The organism is Vibrio sp. 2033 (assembly GCF_033339735.1).
On record NZ_JAWOVC010000011.1, the window covers coordinates 26,642 to 47,638 of the forward strand.

Sequence of the window (20,997 nt, forward strand, 5' to 3'; positions counted from 1 at the left end):
ACATTGGTTAAAGAAAAAGCAAAATTTTGACCTAAAACAATAGCAGTTCGCCATTACTTATTTTATAATGCGAATTAATGTTTCAGTACATCGTCAATTCCAATAACTAGGGGCACAAAATGAGACTTATCCCGTTAACTCGAGCAGCACAAGTAGGTAAGTGGGCAGCTGCGCATATCGCTAAGCGTATCAACGACTTTAAACCTACTGCTGAGCGTCCATTCGTTCTGGGTCTACCAACTGGTGGCACTCCTCTAGCAACCTACAAAGCCCTAATCGAGCTTTACCAAGCCGGCGAAGTCAGCTTCAAAAACGTCGTGACTTTTAACATGGATGAGTACATTGGCATCCCTGCGGATCACCCAGAATCTTACCGCTCGTTCATGTACAACAACTTCTTTAATCACATTGATATTCAAGAAGAAAATATCAACCTACTGAACGGTAACACAGACGATCACGACGCAGAATGTAAGCGTTACGAAGACAAAATTAAGTCTTACGGCAAGATCAACCTGTTCATGGGCGGCGTGGGTAACGACGGTCACATCGCGTTCAACGAGCCAGCGTCATCTCTTTCTTCTCGTACTCGCATCAAGACCCTCACTGAAGACACTCGCATTGCGAACTCTCGCTTCTTTGACGGCGATATCAACCAAGTGCCTAAATACGCGCTGACTATCGGTGTTGGTACGCTTCTAGACTCAGAAGAAGTGATGATCTTGGTCACTGGTCATAACAAAGCTCAGGCACTTGAAGCAGCCGTGGAAGGTTGTGTAAACCATCTATGGACAGTTTCTGCTCTTCAGCTTCACCCTAAAGCGGTGATCGTATGCGACGAACCAGCTCAACAAGAACTGAAAGTGAAGACAGTGAAGTACTTCTCTGAGCTAGAAGCAGAAAACATCAAAGGCTTTTAACCCATAGGATTGCAGCCTAGAAATACACTAAAAATACAAAACCCGTGTTGAACACGGGTTTTTTCTTATCTGAACAGCGGGCTTAAGTCGTCAATAAGCTTTAATACCAAACTGACGAAGACGCTTAGGAAGCACTTCATCCAACTTGTCTAGTTCACTCGGTTCGACTTCGATAAGATTGAAATGATGCTGCTCATAAACAGTACGAATGGTCTCACGGTCGGCCTGAGCCATCTCCCCATCGTCACTTCCCCAAAATTGCAAATAGACTTTGCCACCTGGCAAGTAAAAATCGCTAGTGACATCTTGGTCAATCGGCAACTGACGCTCATAAGCGTGCACAACACCAGCCAAGTACAGCCAGTTGTCGATGAGCAACTCCCCCTTAGAGCGCACGTAATGCCCATCTAATGTTCGGTGCTTGGCTTCAAATTTTTGGCGAAAGCTTGAGTACGATTTATCCGTAGAATGTGACTCCGCGTCTTGCCCTAAAAACTCAATGACAGACTGCTTAAGACGCTTGTTACGCAGCACCACATCGTGCCATACGACAAAGGTATTTTGTGTTTCTTTATCGGTTCTTTGCTGCCCACCAGCGCGCACACCAGCTTCTGTGACACTCCATCCCTCTTCGGATTTGGTCAACCAACCCAGTTCACTCAAAAGCTGGTTCATGCGCTTCGCATTCAATTTCAGCTTTTCACCCAGTTGTGTCGCGCTCAATGTTTTCCCTGAGCTGGGAGTCAGCTCAATATGTAAGTTGGCCGGCCAGACGATGAACTGGCCAAATTTAGGGTGATCCACATACTCACCGCCAAACTTTGCCCCTTCTTCGGTCAAAATCCACTTTTCATCTTGGCGAACGATGTAGCCTGCACGTTTGAGATCGGCAAACAGCAGCTTAGCTTCTACCTTGCGCATTTTCGCTAATGCCGACGTCGATATTTTTTCAGACATGTGGGTACCTCATGCTGCTGCAAAATTGAACACTATGTCGTCATAGTAACGCATTGATTTCACGGCTTGAAGTCAGGCAAACAAGATTTCGTGTTACAAATAGCAAAGCCAGCGTATAGGTGCTGGCTTTGTTATTTCGGTAAAAAAGCGAATGTTATCGAATAAAAGCGATGCATCCTTGCAAAATCACTAAATTCACAATGTCGATGAAGAATGCACCGACAATTGGAACCACCATAAATGCTTGTGGTGATGGACCATATCGACTCACGATGGAGCCCATATTCATGACCGCAGTCGGTGTAGCACCTAATCCAAAACCGCAGTGTCCGCTAGCGATCACCGCCGCATCGTAGTTGCTTCCCATCATTCGGAATGTTACGTAGTAAGTGAACATCGCCAACACTGCCGACTGAATAGCAAGAATAATAAGGAATGGGATCGCAAGATCGAAAATATTCCACAATTTCAAACTCATCAAGGCCATGGCAAGAAATAGAGATAGTGCAACCGTGCCAAGAATATCAACGGTTTCTAAATCAACCTTGCGCGCCTTCGTCACTTCCATGATGTTAGTGATAACAACACCAATAAACAGCGCATAAACAAAATCGGGAATCATTAACCACTTGATGTCAAAACTGCTTACCCAACTCTCCAGATACTTCGCGCCTGTCACGCAAAGTAGAATGATGGACAAGCTTTCAACGACTCTTTTCGCTGTGACACGATCTTCCTCATGTTCGTTGTACGTCACCAGTTCAGGGAAACTCTGATGACTTTGATTGGTGCGTCCGTATTCCGATTCCAAGTTGTGTTTGTTTAGTAGCTTTTGTGCAACAGGGCTGCCAATAATCCCGCCCATCACCAAGCCAAATGTAGCAGAAGCCATTGCCACCTCTAGAACATTATGCAAACCATACATTTCTTGAAAAGTTTGCGACCACGCAGCTCCCGTTCCATGTCCGCCAGAAAGCGTAATGGATCCGGCGATCAACCCCATGAGTGGATCTAACCCCAACGCTGTTGCTAAGGACACGCCGACCGCATTTTGGATAAGAATGTAGACCGATGCCACAACTAGGAAGATGAAAACCTTCGCACCGCCTTTAATCAGTTGGGTGTAATTTGCCGCTAAGCCAACGGTTGCAAAAAACATCAGCATAAAGACGTTTTGCAGTGGTAAATCAAAGGAAACATCCACACCGTTTAAGTGCATCGTCGTGATGACGCAAGCGACCACTAGACCACCAACAATTGGCTCTGGAATATTAAATTTTTTTAAGGTTGGTAACTTGGTATTGATGAACTGCCCTAAAAACAACACGCAAATTGCGACGAGGAACGACTCCTGTGGGCCGATAGATATTACCTGATTCATGAGACCTCTTTACTCTACTCTTTCTCATTCATTGAGCACGCGCTCAACGTGAGATAGGTGCCTAAGCCAGTCAGATTGCCTCTCGAAACTTTTGTTTTCTAGGCCTCTTTGACCATTGATTCTCATCAAGTAAGAAATAGGCAGACCTAAAATTATGCTAATTATCATTCAGTGAGAATATTCATTTAGAACAGGCGATAAGTGTATTGATGGGAAGAGAAAAACAACACTTCTCAACTTATGAGAAGCAATTAATTTCCATATAAAACAAAACCTCAAAACAACGACCACATAGGTGGATATTTAGAGCGAATAAGACAGGCGGATACACTAGGTTTTAAATTATTACTTTCTCTCTAACGCACTAGGTGTTATACATATATATAACACCATCTCAACCAAGAGATTCACTCATGACTAATTGGCATGATCGCCAACCGATATTTCGACAGTTGGCAGACCAGATCACGCAGCAAATACTGCAAGGTGTCTGGCAAGAAGGCGATGCTCTGCCCTCCGTCCGTAGCATCTCTGCAGATATGAAAATTAACCACCTCACCGTTATGAAAGGCTATCAATTGCTTGTTGATGACGGGCTAGTGGAGAAAAAACGCGGTCAAGGTATGTTTGTCGCTTCAGGAGCAAAGCTCAAATTACTCGCAGACGAGAAGGCACGTTTTCTTCAGCAACAAATTCCGCAGATAGCCGACACAATACAGCGTCTGGATATGTCACTCGACGAATTCATTCTACAACTAAAACCACACTTGAAAGGTGACCAATGAGCGCATTAGTCAGTGTAAACAACGTCTCCAAGCACTATCAGCAACAAGGAGAAGCACTGCATGAAGTGAGTTTCGACCTACATGCAGGACAAGTACTTGGCTTACTCGGCCATAATGGCGCAGGTAAATCAACGCTTATTAATGCCCTACTCGGTGCACATGAATATCAGGGCACTATTCGTATCAACGGATTTGAACCCATTATGCAACGCGACAAGATAATGCAGAGCTTATCCTACATCTCGGATGTCAACGTTCTGCCAGATTGGATGACCGTTGCTCAACTGCTTAACTATACCGAGGGCGTGCATCCAGGGTTCAATCGCGCCCAAGCAGATACGCTACTTCGTCAAACGGACATCAAACCTCGTGCGCGTATCAAATCTTTATCCAAAGGGATGAAGGTGCAATTACACCTCGCGATTGTGATCGCAACCAACACCCAAATCCTCATATTGGATGAACCGACACTCGGGTTAGATCTCGTGTATCGCGAGACGTTTTATCGTCACTTATTGGAATGGTTTCACGACGGCGAGCGCGTGTTGATCATCGCCAGTCATGAAGTATCAGAGATTGAGCACTTGCTGACAGATGTTCTGATTCTTAAGCATGGTCGCCCCGTTCTGCAAACCTCGATGGACAGTATCAGTGAAGACTATTTCATTCTTGAAGCCAACGACGAGCACCGCACACAAATTGAAGCGATGAACCCACTCTCGTCACAAAAAGGCCTCGGTTCAACGAAATGGTTACTCAAAGCCCAGTATGCCCAACAAGCAGAAACAATGGGTTCCATCCATGGGGTGAAGTTAGCGGATCTATTTTTAGCATTGCAGAAGGAGGCAGCGTAATGCGTTCAGTTGTCGCGATGTTGCAAAAAGAGTGGTTAGAAAACCCTCTTGTTTTACGTATTCCACTGTTTGTGTTGGCGTGTGGAGTTATTCTCTTTGTGAGTTTAATGAGTAACGACACTCTACAACACAATATGTTTTTCCAAATGAGCTTTGGTGGCGATGTCAGTGACATTCACAAAGAGCTTGGTGATGATGTCAATATGTTGATTACCGGAGGAGCAGGGCTGCTGTCTATCTTGTTAGCCGTTCAGTACTTCCCAAGAACGCTACGCAAAGAACGGGCGGAAGGCAGCATTATGTTTTGGCGCAGTATGCCTGTCAGTGACATAAAAACCCATTTAGTGAAGCTAGGATTTGGCTTATTGGTGATTCCGCTCGTCTGCTCGGTGCTCGTACTCGCTGCAAATTTAATGTTGTGGTTGCTGAACATCTCTACTGATCACCAATTGGCTTTATTGTACCGCCAAGCCTCGTTAGGTTACGTGCTGCTGCATTGGGGAGAGTTTTTAATCAGAATGTTGTTCGCCGGTATTCTGCTGTTACCGCTGGCATTAACTGCGATGGCTATTTCACAAAAAGTGAACTCACCACTGGTCATTTTGTTTATCGCCATTTATGCGCTGCGTTGGATGCCTATCGCACTTTTTGGTTTCTACGGACTAGATCAGTTTTTCTCCGAAGTGCTTTACCTTCCGCTGCACGCCATTATTACACCAAACCCATTCAATGCCATTCCTCAAGCGGGTTGGTTAAACGTCGGCATTTACGCCTTCATTGGTATTCTTGGTTGGACAGCTAGCCTCAAGTTCAGCCGAACTATCCAATAATTCTTCGTTCAATAAACGACCAAACCAAGTCATAAAAAAACGGTCACAACCAGTGTTGTGACCGTTTTTATTTCGCCTCTAGGAGCTCATCCACTTAACTTTAACCAAGGAATGAAATGTAGCCTTGCAAGATAATTAAGTTGACGATGTCGATAAAGAAAGCCCCCACAATTGGCACCACCATAAATGCCTGCGGCGACGGGCCAAATCGGTTAACGATAGAGCCCATGTTCATCACGGCTGTTGGGGTTGCCCCCAAGCCAAAACCACAGTGCCCCCCTGCAATAACCGCAGCGTCATAGTTGCTTCCCATCACTTTGAACGTAACGTAGTAAGTGAAGATAGCTAAGACGACAGACTGCACAGCTAAAATGACCAAGAATGGAATCGCTAGATCGAAGATATTCCATAACTTCAAGCTCATCAGAGCCATCGCTAAGAACAGAGATAGCGATACCGTACCTAACATATCGACCGTTTCGGCATCTAACTTACGAATCTTGGTCACTTCCAAGAAATTCGTAATGATCACACCAATGAATAGCGCATATACGAAGTCTGGAATCATCAGCCATGAGATTTCATACGTGCTTACCCATTGCTCGACATACTTGGCCCCAGTAACACAGATCAGTAGGAAGAAGAGTTTCTCCACCACTTTTTTCGCCGTTACTTTATCTTCTTCGTATTCATTGTAAGTCACCAACTCCGGGAATTTCTCGTGAGTTTTGGCATCTCGACCACCACGACCATACTCAGACTCTATGCTGTTCTTTTCCACCAGACGCTGCGCTACAGGGCTACCAATGATACCGCCGATGATCAAACCAAAAGTCGCTGATGCCATTGCAATTTCTAAGACGTTATCCAATCCATACACGTCTTGAAAGGTTTGTGACCACGCAGCACCTGTACCATGACCACCAGACAGAGTAATCGAGCCAGCAATTAACCCCATCAAAGGATCTAAACCGAGCGCCGCCGCAAGTGAAACGCCAACGCCGTTTTGTATGATGATGTAAAACGATGCGACAGCTAAGAAGATAAAAACCTTCGCACCTCCTTTCATCAACTGAGTGTAATTTGCGGCCAAACCAACTGTCGCAAAAAACATTAACATAAACGTATTTTGTAATGGCAAGTCGAACTCTAAATCGATGCCGTTGAAATGAAGAGCAGTAATCATGCAGGCCACAATAAGGCCACCTACAATCGGCTCAGGTATGTTGAATTTCTTTAAAATCGGTAGCTTAGCATTAATAAAATGCCCCAGGAAAAGCACACTAATTGCGACCAAGAAGGACTCCAGTGCACCTACAGATATTAAATGATTCATATCGCCTCTTATTATTGTTCTCTTCATTCTCCGTAATGAATGAGTGTTAGTTTAACCTTCGTTCAATAGCAAATTTTCTCGCTTTATTGTTTCGAAAATACTCAAAAAGTTGGTGTAGATGCGCCTTAGGCTAGTTTAAGGGGCGCTCCTTAAGCGATGTGTCAGTTTTTACGCTGTTAGCAAGCCCTTAAATGTGAAAGGAGCTGATACAGCTCCTTCAAATGGCCCCTCGCAATACCTGTGCGTTATCGCTTGGGCTGTCGTGTTGTGAGTAAATTCTGGGTGACACTTTCTGAACCACTTCGGGCTCCCTTACTTAAACAGAATGTGTCAATTACTATCAAACAAAGTTCCTTCCCGTTGTAACCGCTAAACGCCGAGAGCGCGTTCAAAACAATTGGGTTTGCCTGTTCCTGTCGTAGCTTTTCAACTCTGGCTCATGGTGTATAAACGAGCCGAATCCAAGGAAACTCTCAGGCTGCAACAAACGTTTTCGTCACAACGGAGCAGGATTATAACATATCGCTGATAATTTTCTTCAATTCAGTGACATTCACCAACCCCATAGTTAAACCTTGCAATGATTAACTGCCTATTATCATTTTCACAGATAAAGATCGAAGCACAGTTACTCAGTAAGCTTCTTAGAATACGATGCATAGCTAATAACTTCACCGCCGTTCTTATCCAAGAGGTCTTGATAAACGCCCTAGAGAACCAAGCAGCCGAAATATGCGATGTTATCATGATTGCTTTTCGAGACCGACGTCCCGACTTTGGCTAATGAGTACAACCCCAACTATGCATCAGACAAAAACATGTATAATTTTTTATACAAGTTATTCAATAACAAGAGTCCCACATGAACATTCATTCGCTTTGCCCTGCACTATTACTCAGCGTCGTCTCATCAGCTACAGCAGCTGAAAACATTCGTATTCAATATTCTCCCGTAGAGACAACTCATGAAAAAATCGCCCAACAATCTATTCAAAGCAGCGATGTAAACACCATCTTTGCTGAGCTATCTCAGGCCTACTTTCCATTTGATAAAGCTCTCACGCTGGTTTACGGCGGAGAAGATGGTCCAATGTATGATCCTGATACACACACAATATACGTTCCTTACACTTTTTATTTGGAGTCGCTCAATTACTTCTCCAATAATCAGTATGAAGAACGCTTCGGAAAATCCCCAAAAACAGGGGCGCTAGATACGTTATTGCACACTTTACTTCATGAAGCTGGACATGCTTACATCGAAGATCAAAGCATCCCTGTTCTCGGAAAAGAAGAAGATGCGGTCGATAATTTTGCCACTATTTTAATGATTGACTTCCTAGAAGATGGCGCAGATATGGCCATTAGCGCCGCCGACATGTTCGCATTCGAATCCGACGACAGACCGGACTACTACGATTTTGGCGAGTACATTGACGAACACAGCTTTGATTTGCAGCGTTACTTTTCAACGTTATGTTTGGTGTACGGTAGTGATCCTGAGCAATACAAAGCCTTACTCGATGAAGTAGAAAAAGACTACCTGCGTGATCGCAAAGAGTTCTGCCAATTCAATTACGGCAACATTCGCGACAATTGGCTGCATTACTTGCAAAACAATGAACCAAAAGAAAATTCGCCACGTAAAAGCGATTAGAAAATCTCAAACAAGAAGACCGCAATGACAAAACTCACCATATTTTATGACGGAACCTGCCCGCTTTGTGCCAAAGAGATGAAGGCGCTAAAACAACGCGATGCCAAGCAGCACATCAAAACCGTCGATATCTATAGTGATGCATTCGCAGATTATCCTCAGATCGCTCCTGAACAAGCCAACACCATTTTGCACGCCCTCAACGAAAAGGGGGAGCTTCTGCTTGGGTTGGACGTGACTCATCGTGCGTGGCAATTAGTTGGTCGCGGTTGGCTCTACGCTCCACTGCGTTGGCGCCTCGTTAAACCTGTTGCTGACTGGCTTTACCTGAAATTCGCAAAGAATAGGTATCGCGTCTCATATTGGTTAACGGGGACTTCTCGTTGCAATAGTGGGTCGTGTTCACGTTAATTGTGATCCCGCTTAAAAATGCTACGACCTTCGTCTAGATTTACAAATTTCCAGTACTTCTGATTGAGTAACTCGGTTAATCTCTAAGCATTACAACAATAAGTATTAACACTTTTATCAGGCAAGCTTATTCAGCTTGTCACTTGTAACGCTGCGCCGAGAGAAGGACGTCTCTATGAATCTGACGATCAGAAAACGACTATATATCCTTTCAATAATTCCAATTCTAACTATGGCAATAGGCATGATGTGGTTCACCTACGTACAAACCACGGCCTACAACGAGCACGAGATTGAGCAAACTCGAAGTCGAATGATGGAGATGAAAAAAGCCGAACTCAAAAGTTACGTACAAATGGCGCGTTCCGCTGTCGAGCCGCTACTCGCACAAAATGCCCCACTGGAAGAGGCTCTGCCTATCTTGAAACAACTAGAGTTTGGTCAATCCGGCTACATCTTTGGTTATGATTCAAAAGGCGTTCGCGTCGTGGTGGGTAAAAACACCAAAGGCATCGGGGAAAACTTCTATAACTTGCAGGACAAGAAAGGCAATTACCTGATTCAGGATTTGCTAAAAAATGCCAAAACTGGTGAGTTCACGACTTATTACTTCCCGAAACTCGGTCAGAGTGAAGCACTACCGAAACTCAGCTACTCAGTCTTTATTCCTGAATGGGACTTGATGTTAGGAACGGGTTTCTACACGGACGATATCGACGCCATTGTGGCAGACATGGAAAAAGCCGCACACGAAGATCTCAACACCACACTAACTGCGATAGCCCTGTTTTGTGCCTCGATTACAGCGATAGTTGCAGTCTTTGCCGTGTTTGTTAACCGCAGCATCATGAAGCCTATTGAGCAGTTTGATGCTTCAATTCACTCTTTCGCGCAAGGCGATGCAGATTTAACCGCGCGCATGGAAGAATCGAGCGTGCCGGAGTTCACCCAACTTAGCCGTAACTTCAATATCTTCGTTGAAAGCCTGCAAGGCATCATCAAGAGTGTTAGCCATGTCGGACAAGAAGTGGTTTCAGAGACCAACGAGATGTCACAGCGTGCATCGCAAGTGGATGAGTTAGCTTCAGGTCAACGTGAAGAAACCGAACAGGTCGCTGCGGCAATGACCGAGATGACAGCAACGGCGCACGAGATTTCAAACAACGCTAACCAAGCAGCGCAATCAGCCAGAGACGCCGATGAAAACTCACAACAAGCAAAACACATTGTTGATTCAGCAGCGAACTCTGTCGAAGCGCTCGCGCTAGAAGTGTCAGAAGCCAGCACGGTGATTTCTCGTTTAGAGAGCGACGTAAAAAACATTTCTTCTTCTCTAGAAGTGATTCAGGATATCGCCGAGCAAACCAACCTATTGGCACTGAACGCAGCCATTGAAGCAGCCCGTGCTGGTGAACAAGGTCGCGGCTTCGCAGTCGTTGCCGATGAGGTCCGTAAACTGGCGAGTCGCACTCAAGACAGCACAGGCGAAATTCACCAAATGATCGAGCAGTTGAAGTCTGGCTCGGATGCGGCAGTGAAAGCCATGGGTTCAAGCCAAGCTCGTGGTGAAGCAACAGTGGAAGAAGCACGGGCAGCCTCTGCCGCACTGCAAGAAATCCAAGCCGCGATTGCTAACATCATGGACATGAACACGCTGATCGCAACGGCAACCGAAGAACAAAGCCAAGTTGGGCAAGAGATTTCACAACGCATCGAAGTCATCTCTCAACAAAGCAGCCAATCGGCGCACCTTGCGAATCAAAACCGCGCAGGCAGTGGCAACCTCAACCACAAAGCTAACGAGCTGTACGACTTGGTCGGTCGCTTTACGGTCTAGAGCTTTCCTCAAACACTCAACATGCAAACAGCGACGCCAAAACGTCGCTGTTTTTATTTCTGCTATCATAATGCGACTTAGCTATAATGCCGCCAACTTAGCACCCACAAGGGCAAACAAGATGATTATTATGACCACCAATTTCGGTGACATCGAAATTGAATTGAACCTAGAACGAGCGCCAGTTAGCTCAAAGAACTTCAAAAAATACTGTGAAGATGGCTTCTACGACGGCACCATTTTCCACCGCGTTATCGACGGCTTTATGATCCAAGGTGGCGGTCATACCGAAGACATGGCAGAAAAGCCAACACGCGCCCCTATCGCGAACGAAGCAAACCGTGGTCTAAAGAACCTTGTTGGCACTATCGCAATGGCGCGTACCGATGCTCCGCACTCTGCAACAGCACAGTTCTTCATTAACTTGGAAGACAATGATTTCCTAGACCACACCGCAACTACCAACCTAGGCTGGGGCTACGCCGTGTTTGGTAAAGTGACCGCGGGTATGGATGTCGTAAACCGCATCGCGAAAGTGAAAACGACCTCTAAGCTTGGTCACGATGATGTGCCATGCGATCCAATCATTATCGAGAAAGTGACGATCAGCGAATAAGCCCATTCATCTCTTCGGAGAAGTCGTCGCTATAAAACGACAAAAGCGCCTAACGTCTGATGACTTAGGCGCTTTTTGTTTTCGTTGCCGAAACAAATGAGCAGCGAGTTTACAGTGTAAAGAGTGAGCAGTTCTAGCGATTACATCCCTTTGAACAAACTTTGAGATGCACGACTCACAGGGAGCTTAGTTTCTCCAACATGCACAAACATTCTTCCAGCAAAGTCTTTGTTTACTTTGTTAATTTTGCACACTTGCACCACGCTTGAACGGTGCACTTGCCAGAACTGTTCTGGGTTAAGCTGCCCTATCAACTCTTTCAACGATGTACGAATCAAATACTCCTGCACTTTGCCTTGTCCTTGTTGGGCATACACAGAAACGTATTTTTCTTCCGCTTTGAAATACAACACATCAGACGTGGCGATCAGATGAATATCTTCCCCTTGCGTCGCTTTAATCCACTGTAAATACTGCGGCGTTTGTGGCGCGGATAATTGCTGCAACTGCTCTAACAGGCTGCTCATCTGCACATTGCTGCTCTCTTGTGTTCGCTTAGCAAGGCGTGCTTTCACTCTTTCACACGTCGTCAGGAGGCGCTCATCCGAGATAGGCTTAAGCAAATAATCGGCAGCATTTTGCTCAAAGGCTTTGATGGCGTAATCATCGTACGCGGTGACAAACACAATCAAAGGTGGATTGGCGAGTTGATTGAGCTTTTGTGCTAATGTCATGCCATCCAAAACTGGCATACGAATATCTAGAAACGCAATGTCAGGTTGACTTTGCTCAATGGCTTGCAACGCTTGTTCACCATCGGCGACTTTGGCTATCACCTCTAACTCTGGCCACACTTCAGCTAGGCTTTTATCAAGATGACGCCTCAATAGCGGTTCATCATCAGCAATAATGGCAGTAAACCCTGTATTCATTCCTTTCTTCCTTGATTACGATTCCATTGGCCAACTCAGGCGAACACAAACGCCACCCTGAACAGACTCACTGATAGAGACCTCTCCTTGCCCTGCGAACAAAGCTTCAACTCGCTGCTTGAGATTACTTAGACCCACACCAGAGCCCATGTGACCACTCACGTGATTCAAGCCAACACCCGTGTCTCTGACTTCAATCTTCAAGTTCTGTTGTTCGCGCTTGATGAGCAAGCTGACTTCACCACCCTCTCGCTTCGGCTCAATACCATGGATGATGGCGTTTTCGATTAAGGGTTGTAGCATCATCGGCGGTAACTCGGTTCTGCCTAGTCCCTCTTCAACCTCAATCTTGTAACTGAGTCGTTCACCCAAACGAGTTTGTTGAATACCCAAGTAAGCTTCAATTAACGCCGTTTCATTGTCTATGGTGGTGTGCTCTTCGCGTGAGCTTTTTAGCGTTGCACGCAACAGCGCGGTTAATTGTTCTAGCATCAGCTTGGCTTTATCGACATCTTGCGACATGAGTGCACTGATATTCGCCAGGGTATTGAATAGGAAATGCGGTTCAATCTGGCTTTGCATCTGCTTAAGCTGACTTAGCAACAGCGCACGATCTTGCTCTGCTTTCTCGCGCTTGATGGCTTCCAACTCTCGTTGAGCAACCGCCTCTTTCTCACGCGAGTAAAAATAGAAATAACACATACCGCTAAATAGTAATCCCATTAAGCCAACAGGGATCATATCGGAGATACCAAAATACTCTCCGAGCCAAAATTGCGCATTAATCACCCCAAACAATAAACAGGCAACAAGCGAACACACCACTTCTATCATACGTGGGATGGTTGGAAACAAACGGTCAATCAACCATGAGAAGAAGATAGCCGAATAGCCAAATCCAAAGCTAACCGCCACATGAATGTAAAATGGACCGCCCCAAACCGAGAGCGTCATTGCTGCGATAAAGAGACAAAATGCCGTGGTCACTAATAAGCTACGCGGCCATCCACTTTTTACCACTGATTTTGCTGAACACATTTAGAGTTTCCCTTTGATATTAAATACAATCATATGCTTATCATTGATTTGTGCGTAAGCAGATTGGTCGTCTCCGGTTAAAAAGCGTGCGGCAACTTCCACTTCTACACTTTGATCGCCGGTATCAATCCATTGGTAGTTAAGCCACTGCGTGACAATCACACTGCCATCTTGTGGCGACAACATCACATCCAACGTGGGGGTTACATCAATTAGCCAGCCCATATCTGCTTTGCCGTTCCATGCAGCCCACGCTTCCACATCCCAACTCCAGTGCAGCATTACGTTATGCTGAACGATATTGGCATGCTGAAACCCTTGGGCGTAGCTTGTCGCAAGTAGAGATACATTGGGATCAGGGATCTGAGAAAGTAATTCGCCACGCCCTATTGCTTGTTGCCATTCGCTTTTCGACCATGCTCGGCTGTCGTACCAATATTCAACAATCACGTTGTGTCCGGTTTGGTTTGCCCAGTTCAATCCAATTAAGGCTTGGAATGCGCTGCCCTGCTCCTCAACCGAAACAGGTTGGTAAAGATCACCTAGCTGAAACTGATAGCCGACACTTTGTCTTTGCCACAGCATGGAACCGTGCATGGCGATGGATTCATCCCACACAGCAATGGCACTGGCTCCGAGTAAACCTCGGCGCACATCATCGTAATAACCAATAAGTTGATACTCGGTGTCACCCACCAGCGCATAACGACGAATACCAACACCTTGTTGCTCTGCGGCTTGATCAAGTGCACTTTGGTCTTGTTGCCCCCAGCTTGAATCCGTTGCAATCACCGTCCACTCGCCTGCCATATCGTAGTGTGAAAGTGAAAACACACCCGCACCCTCTTCTGCGACTATGCCAACAGGATTTTGTCGATAAGGCTTAAACAGATCCAAAGGTCGGTAGCCATAACCCACGCCCCAATCCACGCGCAACTTACCTAAGCTCACATCAAGAGTGGTATCACCGACTTGCCACTCCCCTAGCCAAGCCAGCTCTCGAATCAGCAATTGGTTATCAGCTTCACTCCACCAATCACTCTTTCCTTGTTGATTGAGGTACAAACCTTGGCTGTACAGAGCAAACAAGCCACTGAAGTTGTGATAATTCACCTGTACATCCAACAGTGCATTAAGTGAATCACGAGAACTGCCCTGCGCTTGCATAAATGCGCTATCACGCTGCTTGGCAGTTTCGTAGCTGACAGCCCAATCCCACTCAAAACTCAGCTCATCATTGGCAAAAACTGGGGCTGCTGCGCCCACACACAACGACGCAGCAATCAACAAACTGGTGCTTTTGTTAAGGTTAGGCTGGTGCGATTTCATGTGACTTCCTTGCTCGTTTTCATGCTTCTATTTGCAGAGCTCAGACTAAAGCTGAGTCGTGTTAGCTTTCGGCAAATAACTTGGGTTGTAGAACTTGTTATCCAGTTGCCAAGGCACGATCTCTTGATACTCGATAACGGTCTTTTTGCTCGGCTGAATGCTATCAAGCAAGGTCATCTCACTGACGTAGTCTTCACCGTTGTCAGTTGCACGCCCATATTGCGCTTGCTTGGCGAGTTTGCCAGAGCGCAAGTAAAGATCAGCTTTGATTGGAAACGCATCTTGCTCAGACAACCACAAGTCGATCTTCTGATAGCTCGCCCCTTTGGTTTTCGCGGTTAACGCAAGGTGATAAGCCGCGACACTTTCCCCGTTTACCGAGACAGTTTCTGTCGCTTTCCATTCACCTTGATAATCTTGGCTCCACGTCAAGGTTGAGATGTCGCCGATAGACGCTTCACCAAGCAGCTTCTGCATTGGCGTAATGCGAATCGGACGGCGGCTCTTAGGCATTTGCAGCCAGTAGTTGTCGCCCATCATCAGCATCTTTTGCCCAGCTTCGACTGCTGATTTGAACACCACCAACGATTCACGATTTGGACGTGTGTACACGTGGTAAAGGCGGGTTTTATCTAACTCTTGGTCTTGATATAAGCGCACCAGTGACACCACTTTGGAGGAGTCATCTTGCAAGCGGTAGCTGTCGGCTTTTTCAATCAATTGCGCAACTTGCTGTGCATCTAACGCAGTTTCATTCGCACTGGCATTCATGCTTGCGATGCCGCTTACCGTCAGTAGTGCAATTGGTAATAGTGATCTGAAATTAAACATAAATCAGTGCCTCCGTAATTGGCTTGTTCACCCCTTTGCGCGCCGAGAAAAACGCCGCAACCAAACAAATCATCAATACTGCGAATCCTGCGACGGCCACCAGCTCCCAAGAGAAGTAAATCGTTAATGGGTAACCTTCTGTGCGTCCTGGAGGTGGCGGCATCTGCACATCCACGACCATCAGTAAGACGGTAACTAACGCAGTAAACAAAGCGCCGATTAAACTACCAATCACCGCAAGTAACCCTGCTTCGCGCAAGAACCCAACAATGATTTCGCGAGGGTAGCTACCAAGTGCTGACAAGGTGCCAATTTCACGGGTGCGTTCCGTTACCGAAATGGTCATGGTGTTAAACAGCGCGACAAATACCACCAGTGCCATTACTGCGCCCATGATGCCGAAGATACGGTCGTACAAATCTTTCACTTTGAGATAGAAGAACGCACGTTCTTGCCAAGGCGTAATTTCAATATCTTGGTCACTAAAGTTCTGCTTTTGCTTACTCAGAACCGAAGCCACTTGTTGCTCGACTTGGCTCGTTAAACTGGTATCGAACAGGAAGACAGATAACGCACTGACTTTGTCTGAACCGAGCAGCGATTGTGCGCTGTTGATGTGTACGTACAGTTGGCGTTTATCAAGCTCAGGCACGCCTGTTGAGTAGATGCCACGAACTTTGAAGTCATACGCGTTCAATGCGCCGTCGGTAGTGGTCGCCAGCAAGGTAATCCAATCGCCAACGTGCACGCTTAGATTGTTCGCCAAATCAACGCCAAGCATCACTTCTGGCTCTGCAGGGTCATAACGCGATGCATGAATGTTTGACAGCGTCTGCCCTTCACGCACATCCAAAAACGGTCCTTTCATATCGAATTCGCGCTCGTTCACGCCAATGCCGATAAAGATCGATGACTTGTTGCCGTTGGAAATCAAACCACTGAACTCAACTCGTGGCTGCACACCTCGCACTTCATTCAACCCAATCAATTGCTTGGTGATGTCGTCGGCGTGAGTTAAACCGTTACTCAGTGGCATCTCTTCTTCTTTAGCGAAGTAACCCGGCGTGGTTAACGTCAGATGCCCCGTGTCACGTGCTGTCGACTCTTTTAAACTGTCGTAGGTATACAGACCAAAACCACCCGCACTGGTTAACGCAAACACGGCAATGGCAATGATCAGCATCGACAATAAACTGCGACGGCGATTGCGTTGCAGGTTCAACCAAGCAAGGTGAACTGAAACTGGAATTAGCTTGCCCATGAAACCTCCTCCACACTTGCGTGCGTTTGAGTAATTTTGCCATCCACCAACTCAATGGTTCGATCGCAGCGAGATGCCATACGAGGGTCGTGTGTGGCGACGATAAAAGTGGTACCAAGCTCGTGTCCGAGCCCTTTCATAATGTCGATGACCTTGTTGGCAGTTTGGCTATCAAGACTTGCGGTTGGCTCATCTGCAATCACCAATGCCGGTTTGTGCACTAAGGCGCGTGCAATTGCCACACGCTGCTGCTGGCCGCCTGATAGGTTGTCTGGCATGTGATGAATAAACTCGCCCAAGCCAACGTGTTCTAGCATTTGTGTGGCGAGCTCGGTTTGTTCCGCTTTTGAAAAACCGTTGAGGTGTAGCGGATACGCCACGTTCTCTAACGCTGTCATCACGGGCACAAGATTGAATTTTTGAAATACAAAACCAAGCTTTTCACGGCGCATTTTTGCAGCCTGCATTTGTCCGGTTGGGTATGGGCTGCCTGCAAATGTCACCTGACCTTGGTATTGAGTATCCAGCATGCCAAGCACATTAAGTAAGGTGCTTTTGCCTGAACCAGACGGCCCGCACAATGCCACCATTTCGCCGGCAAACACTTCACCAGACACGTCTCGCAATGCACGCACCGTTTGGTTGCCAAGGGCGTAATCGCGACTGAGTTGATTAAAAACGATCATGACGCCTCCCTAATACTTGGCTAGCAACGCTTTCGCGGTTTGCGTTTCTAGATTGCTGTCGCCCAATTGCTCCATTTGCGCTAACCATATTTTGGCTTGTTGAACATCTTCAGCGCGCAGTGCCGCTTCAATGGCATAACGGTAAATCCACGAAGTAGCCGCGAAAGGTTGCTGACTAAAACTCGGTTCATCGAGCAGAGAAAGGTACAGCTCGTAGCCACGCTCAAAGTGATTGAACATGTCTGGCAGAGAGGTAAACGTAGTAGCTGCCATAGCGGTGGCTAGTTGATATTCCGGCAAACCTTGTAAGCGTTGTTGCTCTTGCAGTGGTACTGGCTGATTCGCCATTAGGTCCAAACCTTTTTGGATTGTGGCAAGACCGCGCTCGGTGAACTTCATCTTGTTCCAAGGCATAAACGCCTCACGACCTTGCAACGTCTCTGCACTGCCTAAATACACCAAAGTCACCGGCGTAGCGCCTTGCTCTTCGAGTTGTTTAGATAATTCGCCGTAAACGGTATCAACTAAGCCAGAGTCACCCTGCGCTGCTTGGTTGAATTGACTGAGTGTGCGCTCGCTTGGATTAGCCAGCGCCAGATTGCTGCTGAGTGCAAATGCGGCGATAAAAGTACTTGCCAGTTTAAGAGCTTTGATTGAGCGAGATTGAGAAACCATCATGTACTGTCCTTAGTTGAACGTGATTTGATGGTTTCAGATTAAGGGAGAAGGTCGCACGCTGCTTTTGCATGCGACCAATGGCAGTTATGCAGAGTGAATGGTATTGAGAGAGGATGAATGACATTCACTTAAACAGAAAATACAATTCCGCTCATTCGTAACTCTACATTTTTACGGCAGTCACAATAAAAACACTGGCTTAAAATCTGAGGCTAGTGTATTTATCCATCCCACAGCTACCCATAACAGACAGTGTCGCACTCTCCTTTCTTACACACCTTTGCATGGTGTCTGTTGTTTCCAAATCGAGATTCTTAGCATCGGAATAGTTTGAACTCTTCGAGTTTTAGTTGTTTTCGCACTCAAAATAGGTGCGTTATTAGGTCGTTGAAAATGAATAAGCGTTATTTCCCAAGAGTTGATTTGCCACTACTCATGGCGATCATTCCGATCATGCTGTTAAGTTCGCTCACTCTCTGGAGTGCCAGTAGCTTTAATGAGGCGATGCTCTTCAAACATTTGGCGCGCTGCGGACTGACATTAGTTTGTATCTTGGTCATGTCCTCGATTCCAGCGTCCAGCTATCAGCGCTCAGCTCCATATCTCTACATTATTGCGGTTGCGCTACTACTTGCTGTCGCTTTATTTGGTGATAGCACCAATGGCTCTCAACGTTGGCTCGATATCGGCTTCTTCCGCTTTCAACCGTCTGAGCTAATCAAGCTTTCCATTCCAATCATGATCGCCTGGATGCTGCATATTGAAGGAGGTCGACCAGACAGCCGGAAAATTGCGTTTTGCTTACTTATTACAATGATTCCTGCCGGGTTAATCGCGCTACAACCGGATTTAGACGGTGCAGTTTTTACCATCATTTATGCATTGTTCGTTTTGTTTTTGGCTGGCATGAGCTGGAAAATAATCTGCGGGTTTATTGCGAGCATTTTAACGTTAGCACCTATTTTATGGTTCTTCGTTATGGAAACCTATCAAAAGAGCCGTGTAACACAGTTCTTGCACCCTGAGTCCGATCCACTGGGTTCGGGCTACCAAATCATACAATCTTTGATTGCGATTGGCTCAGGCGGTATGAAAGGCAAAGGTTGGATGAATGCTACGCAAGGAACACTTGGCTTTATTCCAGAAAGTCATACGGACTTTATTTTTTCGACCTATGCGGAAGAATGGGGCTTTGTTGGCAGTTTAGTCTTACTCGCATTGTACTTGTTTATTACTGCACGCGTTATGTTGCTTGCATGTCAGTCTGACCACTTTTTTAGTCGGCTGGTAAGTGGCGCATTAGCGATGAGCTTTTTTCTGTATGCTTTTATCAATACGGGCATGGTGAGTGGCTTGTTGCCAGTAATGGGTAGCCCACTTCCCTTCTTTAGCTATGGCGGCACGGCGATGCTAACTCAAGGTATCTGTTTTGGTGTAATCATGTCGCTGTGTTATTCCAAATATCGTAACGCATAGCTCTGCTTGAGAAAAAGCGATCAAAAAAAGGCTTCCCTGAGGAAGCCTTTTTACAACGATATGAGCGAATTAATTACAGCTCTGCGTTGTGGTAAACCTGCTGAACATCATCACAGTCATCTAGAAGATCTAGGAATTTCTGGAACTTCTCTGCATCTTCACCCGATACAGGCGTATGAGTTTGCGGAACGAATGTGATTTCTTCAACATCGATCGTTAGATCTGGGAATGCACCGTTAAGCGCAGTTTTTGTTTTGAAGAATTCTGTGTGAGGTGCGAATACAGTGATAACACCGTCTTCTAGCTCAACGTCAGTAACGTCTACGTCTTCCATCATTAGCGTTTCTAGGATGATTTCATCATCGTCGCCTTTGAACTGGAATACCGCTTGGTGATCGAACATGTGAGAAACCGAGCCCTCAACACCAATTTTCGCACCGACTTTCACAAAGCATTGGCGTACATCTTGGAAAGTACGGTTGCCGTTGTCTGTTAGACAGTCAACGATAACGCTAGTACCGCCAGGGCCGAAGCCTTCGTAACGTGCTGGAGTGTAGTCTTCACCACCGCCACCGTTCGCTTTGTCGATCGCTTTATCGATAACGTGCGCAGGAACTTGGTCTTTTTTCGCTTTTGCGATCAGGTGTTTCAAAGACAAGTTCATGTCTGGATCACCACCACCGTTTTTCGCGCACATGTAAATTTCTTTACCGTATTTGGAATAAACTTTAATTTTCGCGCCTGCAGTTTTCGCCATAGAGGCTTTGCGCACTTCAAAACTTCTTCCCATCGGGATGTCTCTCTAAATTCAAATTTAATGCGAAGGATTTTAGCAAAAAGCGAAACCTTTTCAATTTCGCTTAGCAAAGGAATAGGGAGGTTACCTCATTCGTCGCATTGGATTGAACCATTGCCACGGTTCGCGTTAAGCGACACCCATTACTCGTTTGTACTTTTCGACCGATTGCTGGAAAAACGCCTTTTCATCAGCATCGTTAATCTTGGACAACTGTTCTTCTATTGCTTCAGGACCAGATTTGGCCTCTCTGAGCTTCCAAACCAAAAACGACGCCTGCTTATCCAGTTCGATTTTGTTTTTTTCGTCAGGCGGCAATAGGGATAGATTAAACGACATTCACAGCCTCAAGGTACTTTAAATACTAGCCGGGCACTATATCACAC

The 20,997-nt window shown here is 46.1% G+C and carries 21 protein-coding genes; 9 read left to right on the forward strand and 12 right to left on the reverse strand.

Features of this window, described 5'->3' with window-relative positions; translation table 11 throughout:
• The first annotated feature begins 119 nt into the window (after positions 1-119).
• On the forward strand, positions 120-920 hold the full coding sequence (gene nagB / locus R7P74_RS14850) for a glucosamine-6-phosphate deaminase (protein ID WP_005374441.1): 801 nt from the start codon (positions 120-122) through the stop codon (positions 918-920).
• A 90-nt stretch (positions 921-1,010) separates the two neighbouring features.
• Here the strand turns inward: nagB and R7P74_RS14855 are convergent, their stop codons facing one another.
• Entirely contained in the window at positions 1,011-1,877 is an 867-nt protein-coding gene (locus R7P74_RS14855) for a glycerol kinase (RefSeq protein WP_191116169.1), read from the reverse strand.
• 154 nt (positions 1,878-2,031) lie between these two features.
• The gene (gltS, locus tag R7P74_RS14860) at positions 2,032-3,258 is read right to left on the reverse strand and encodes a sodium/glutamate symporter (RefSeq protein ID WP_064369536.1); all 1,227 of its coding nucleotides are present in this window, start codon (positions 3,256-3,258) and stop codon (positions 2,032-2,034) included.
• Between the two features lie 413 nt (positions 3,259-3,671).
• Here gltS (R7P74_RS14860) and R7P74_RS14865 point away from each other — a divergent pair, with 413 nt between their 5' ends.
• From R7P74_RS14865 to R7P74_RS14875, 3 genes are read left to right on the forward strand one after another with little or no spacing between them, the layout of a single operon-like run.
• Positions 3,672-4,043, forward strand: a complete 372-nt coding sequence (locus R7P74_RS14865; RefSeq protein WP_005383223.1) for a GntR family transcriptional regulator — start codon at positions 3,672-3,674, stop codon at positions 4,041-4,043.
• Positions 4,040-4,897: an ABC transporter ATP-binding protein gene (locus R7P74_RS14870; protein ID WP_318122933.1), complete on the forward strand. Its 858-nt coding sequence runs from the start codon at positions 4,040-4,042 to the stop codon at positions 4,895-4,897. Before R7P74_RS14865 ends, R7P74_RS14870 begins: the two co-directional genes overlap by 4 nt.
• Complete coding sequence (locus R7P74_RS14875) at positions 4,897-5,727, forward strand: hypothetical protein (RefSeq protein ID WP_054576512.1); 831 nt, start codon at positions 4,897-4,899, stop codon at positions 5,725-5,727. Before R7P74_RS14870 ends, R7P74_RS14875 begins: the two co-directional genes overlap by 1 nt.
• 100 nt (positions 5,728-5,827) lie before the next feature.
• On the opposite strand, the gene gltS (R7P74_RS14880) is transcribed toward R7P74_RS14875, so the two are convergent.
• Complete coding sequence (gene gltS / locus R7P74_RS14880; RefSeq protein ID WP_005374448.1) at positions 5,828-7,063, reverse strand: sodium/glutamate symporter; 1,236 nt, start codon at positions 7,061-7,063, stop codon at positions 5,828-5,830.
• A gap of 862 nt (positions 7,064-7,925) precedes the next feature.
• Between gltS (R7P74_RS14880) and R7P74_RS14885 the strand changes: the two genes are divergently transcribed.
• The 4 genes from R7P74_RS14885 (at position 7,926) to R7P74_RS14900 (ending at position 11,584) form a co-directional block, all read left to right on the forward strand.
• Positions 7,926-8,720 carry a DUF4344 domain-containing metallopeptidase gene (locus tag R7P74_RS14885; protein WP_213871339.1) on the forward strand — a complete coding sequence of 265 codons (795 nt, stop codon included), beginning with the start codon at positions 7,926-7,928 and terminating at the stop codon, positions 8,718-8,720.
• 24 nt (positions 8,721-8,744) lie between these two features.
• Positions 8,745-9,131, forward strand: coding sequence for a thiol-disulfide oxidoreductase DCC family protein (locus R7P74_RS14890; protein ID WP_025998548.1), 387 nt, complete (start codon positions 8,745-8,747; stop codon positions 9,129-9,131).
• Between the two features lie 175 nt (positions 9,132-9,306).
• On the forward strand, positions 9,307-10,968 hold the full coding sequence (locus tag R7P74_RS14895) for a methyl-accepting chemotaxis protein (protein ID WP_025768726.1): 1,662 nt from the start codon (positions 9,307-9,309) through the stop codon (positions 10,966-10,968).
• 121 nt (positions 10,969-11,089) lie between these two features.
• Positions 11,090-11,584, forward strand: coding sequence for a peptidylprolyl isomerase (locus tag R7P74_RS14900; RefSeq protein WP_005374458.1), 495 nt, complete (start codon positions 11,090-11,092; stop codon positions 11,582-11,584).
• A 140-nt stretch (positions 11,585-11,724) separates the two neighbouring features.
• On the opposite strand, the gene R7P74_RS14905 is transcribed toward R7P74_RS14900, so the two are convergent.
• From R7P74_RS14905 to R7P74_RS14935, 7 genes are read right to left on the reverse strand one after another with little or no spacing between them, the layout of a single operon-like run.
• Positions 11,725-12,516, reverse strand: coding sequence for a LytR/AlgR family response regulator transcription factor (locus R7P74_RS14905; RefSeq protein ID WP_042522318.1), 792 nt, complete (start codon positions 12,514-12,516; stop codon positions 11,725-11,727).
• Between the two features lie 15 nt (positions 12,517-12,531).
• The gene (locus tag R7P74_RS14910) at positions 12,532-13,554 is read right to left on the reverse strand and encodes a sensor histidine kinase (RefSeq protein ID WP_151515217.1); all 1,023 of its coding nucleotides are present in this window, start codon (positions 13,552-13,554) and stop codon (positions 12,532-12,534) included.
• Positions 13,555-14,883 carry a hypothetical protein gene (locus tag R7P74_RS14915; RefSeq protein WP_318122934.1) on the reverse strand — a complete coding sequence of 443 codons (1,329 nt, stop codon included), beginning with the start codon at positions 14,881-14,883 and terminating at the stop codon, positions 13,555-13,557. It lies immediately after the preceding gene.
• A gap of 45 nt (positions 14,884-14,928) precedes the next feature.
• Positions 14,929-15,714 carry an outer membrane lipoprotein-sorting protein gene (locus tag R7P74_RS14920; protein WP_213866641.1) on the reverse strand — a complete coding sequence of 262 codons (786 nt, stop codon included), beginning with the start codon at positions 15,712-15,714 and terminating at the stop codon, positions 14,929-14,931.
• Entirely contained in the window at positions 15,707-16,975 is a 1,269-nt protein-coding gene (locus R7P74_RS14925; protein ID WP_213866642.1) for an ABC transporter permease, read from the reverse strand. Before R7P74_RS14925 ends, R7P74_RS14920 begins: the two co-directional genes overlap by 8 nt.
• Positions 16,963-17,661, reverse strand: a complete 699-nt coding sequence (locus R7P74_RS14930) for an ABC transporter ATP-binding protein (protein ID WP_005448872.1) — start codon at positions 17,659-17,661, stop codon at positions 16,963-16,965. The genes R7P74_RS14925 and R7P74_RS14930 overlap by 13 nt, the downstream gene beginning before the upstream one ends.
• A 9-nt stretch (positions 17,662-17,670) precedes the next feature.
• Positions 17,671-18,339 (reverse strand): hypothetical protein, encoded by a 669-nt coding sequence (locus R7P74_RS14935; protein WP_005383200.1) that lies wholly within the window; start codon positions 18,337-18,339, stop codon positions 17,671-17,673.
• A gap of 393 nt (positions 18,340-18,732) precedes the next feature.
• On the opposite strand from R7P74_RS14935, the gene rodA reads away from it, so the two are divergent.
• A complete protein-coding gene (gene rodA / locus R7P74_RS14940) occupies positions 18,733-19,815 on the forward strand; it encodes a rod shape-determining protein RodA (protein ID WP_065275570.1) in 1,083 nt (360 codons plus the stop codon).
• A 73-nt stretch (positions 19,816-19,888) separates the two neighbouring features.
• Here the strand turns inward: rodA and R7P74_RS14945 are convergent, their stop codons facing one another.
• Together R7P74_RS14945 and R7P74_RS14950 are read right to left on the reverse strand one after the other, a co-directional pair.
• Positions 19,889-20,605: a YebC/PmpR family DNA-binding transcriptional regulator gene (locus R7P74_RS14945; protein WP_005374482.1), complete on the reverse strand. Its 717-nt coding sequence runs from the start codon at positions 20,603-20,605 to the stop codon at positions 19,889-19,891.
• 135 nt (positions 20,606-20,740) lie between these two features.
• A complete protein-coding gene (locus R7P74_RS14950; protein ID WP_005374484.1) occupies positions 20,741-20,950 on the reverse strand; it encodes a DUF3283 family protein in 210 nt (69 codons plus the stop codon).
• Between the last annotated feature and the right edge of the window lie 47 nt (positions 20,951-20,997).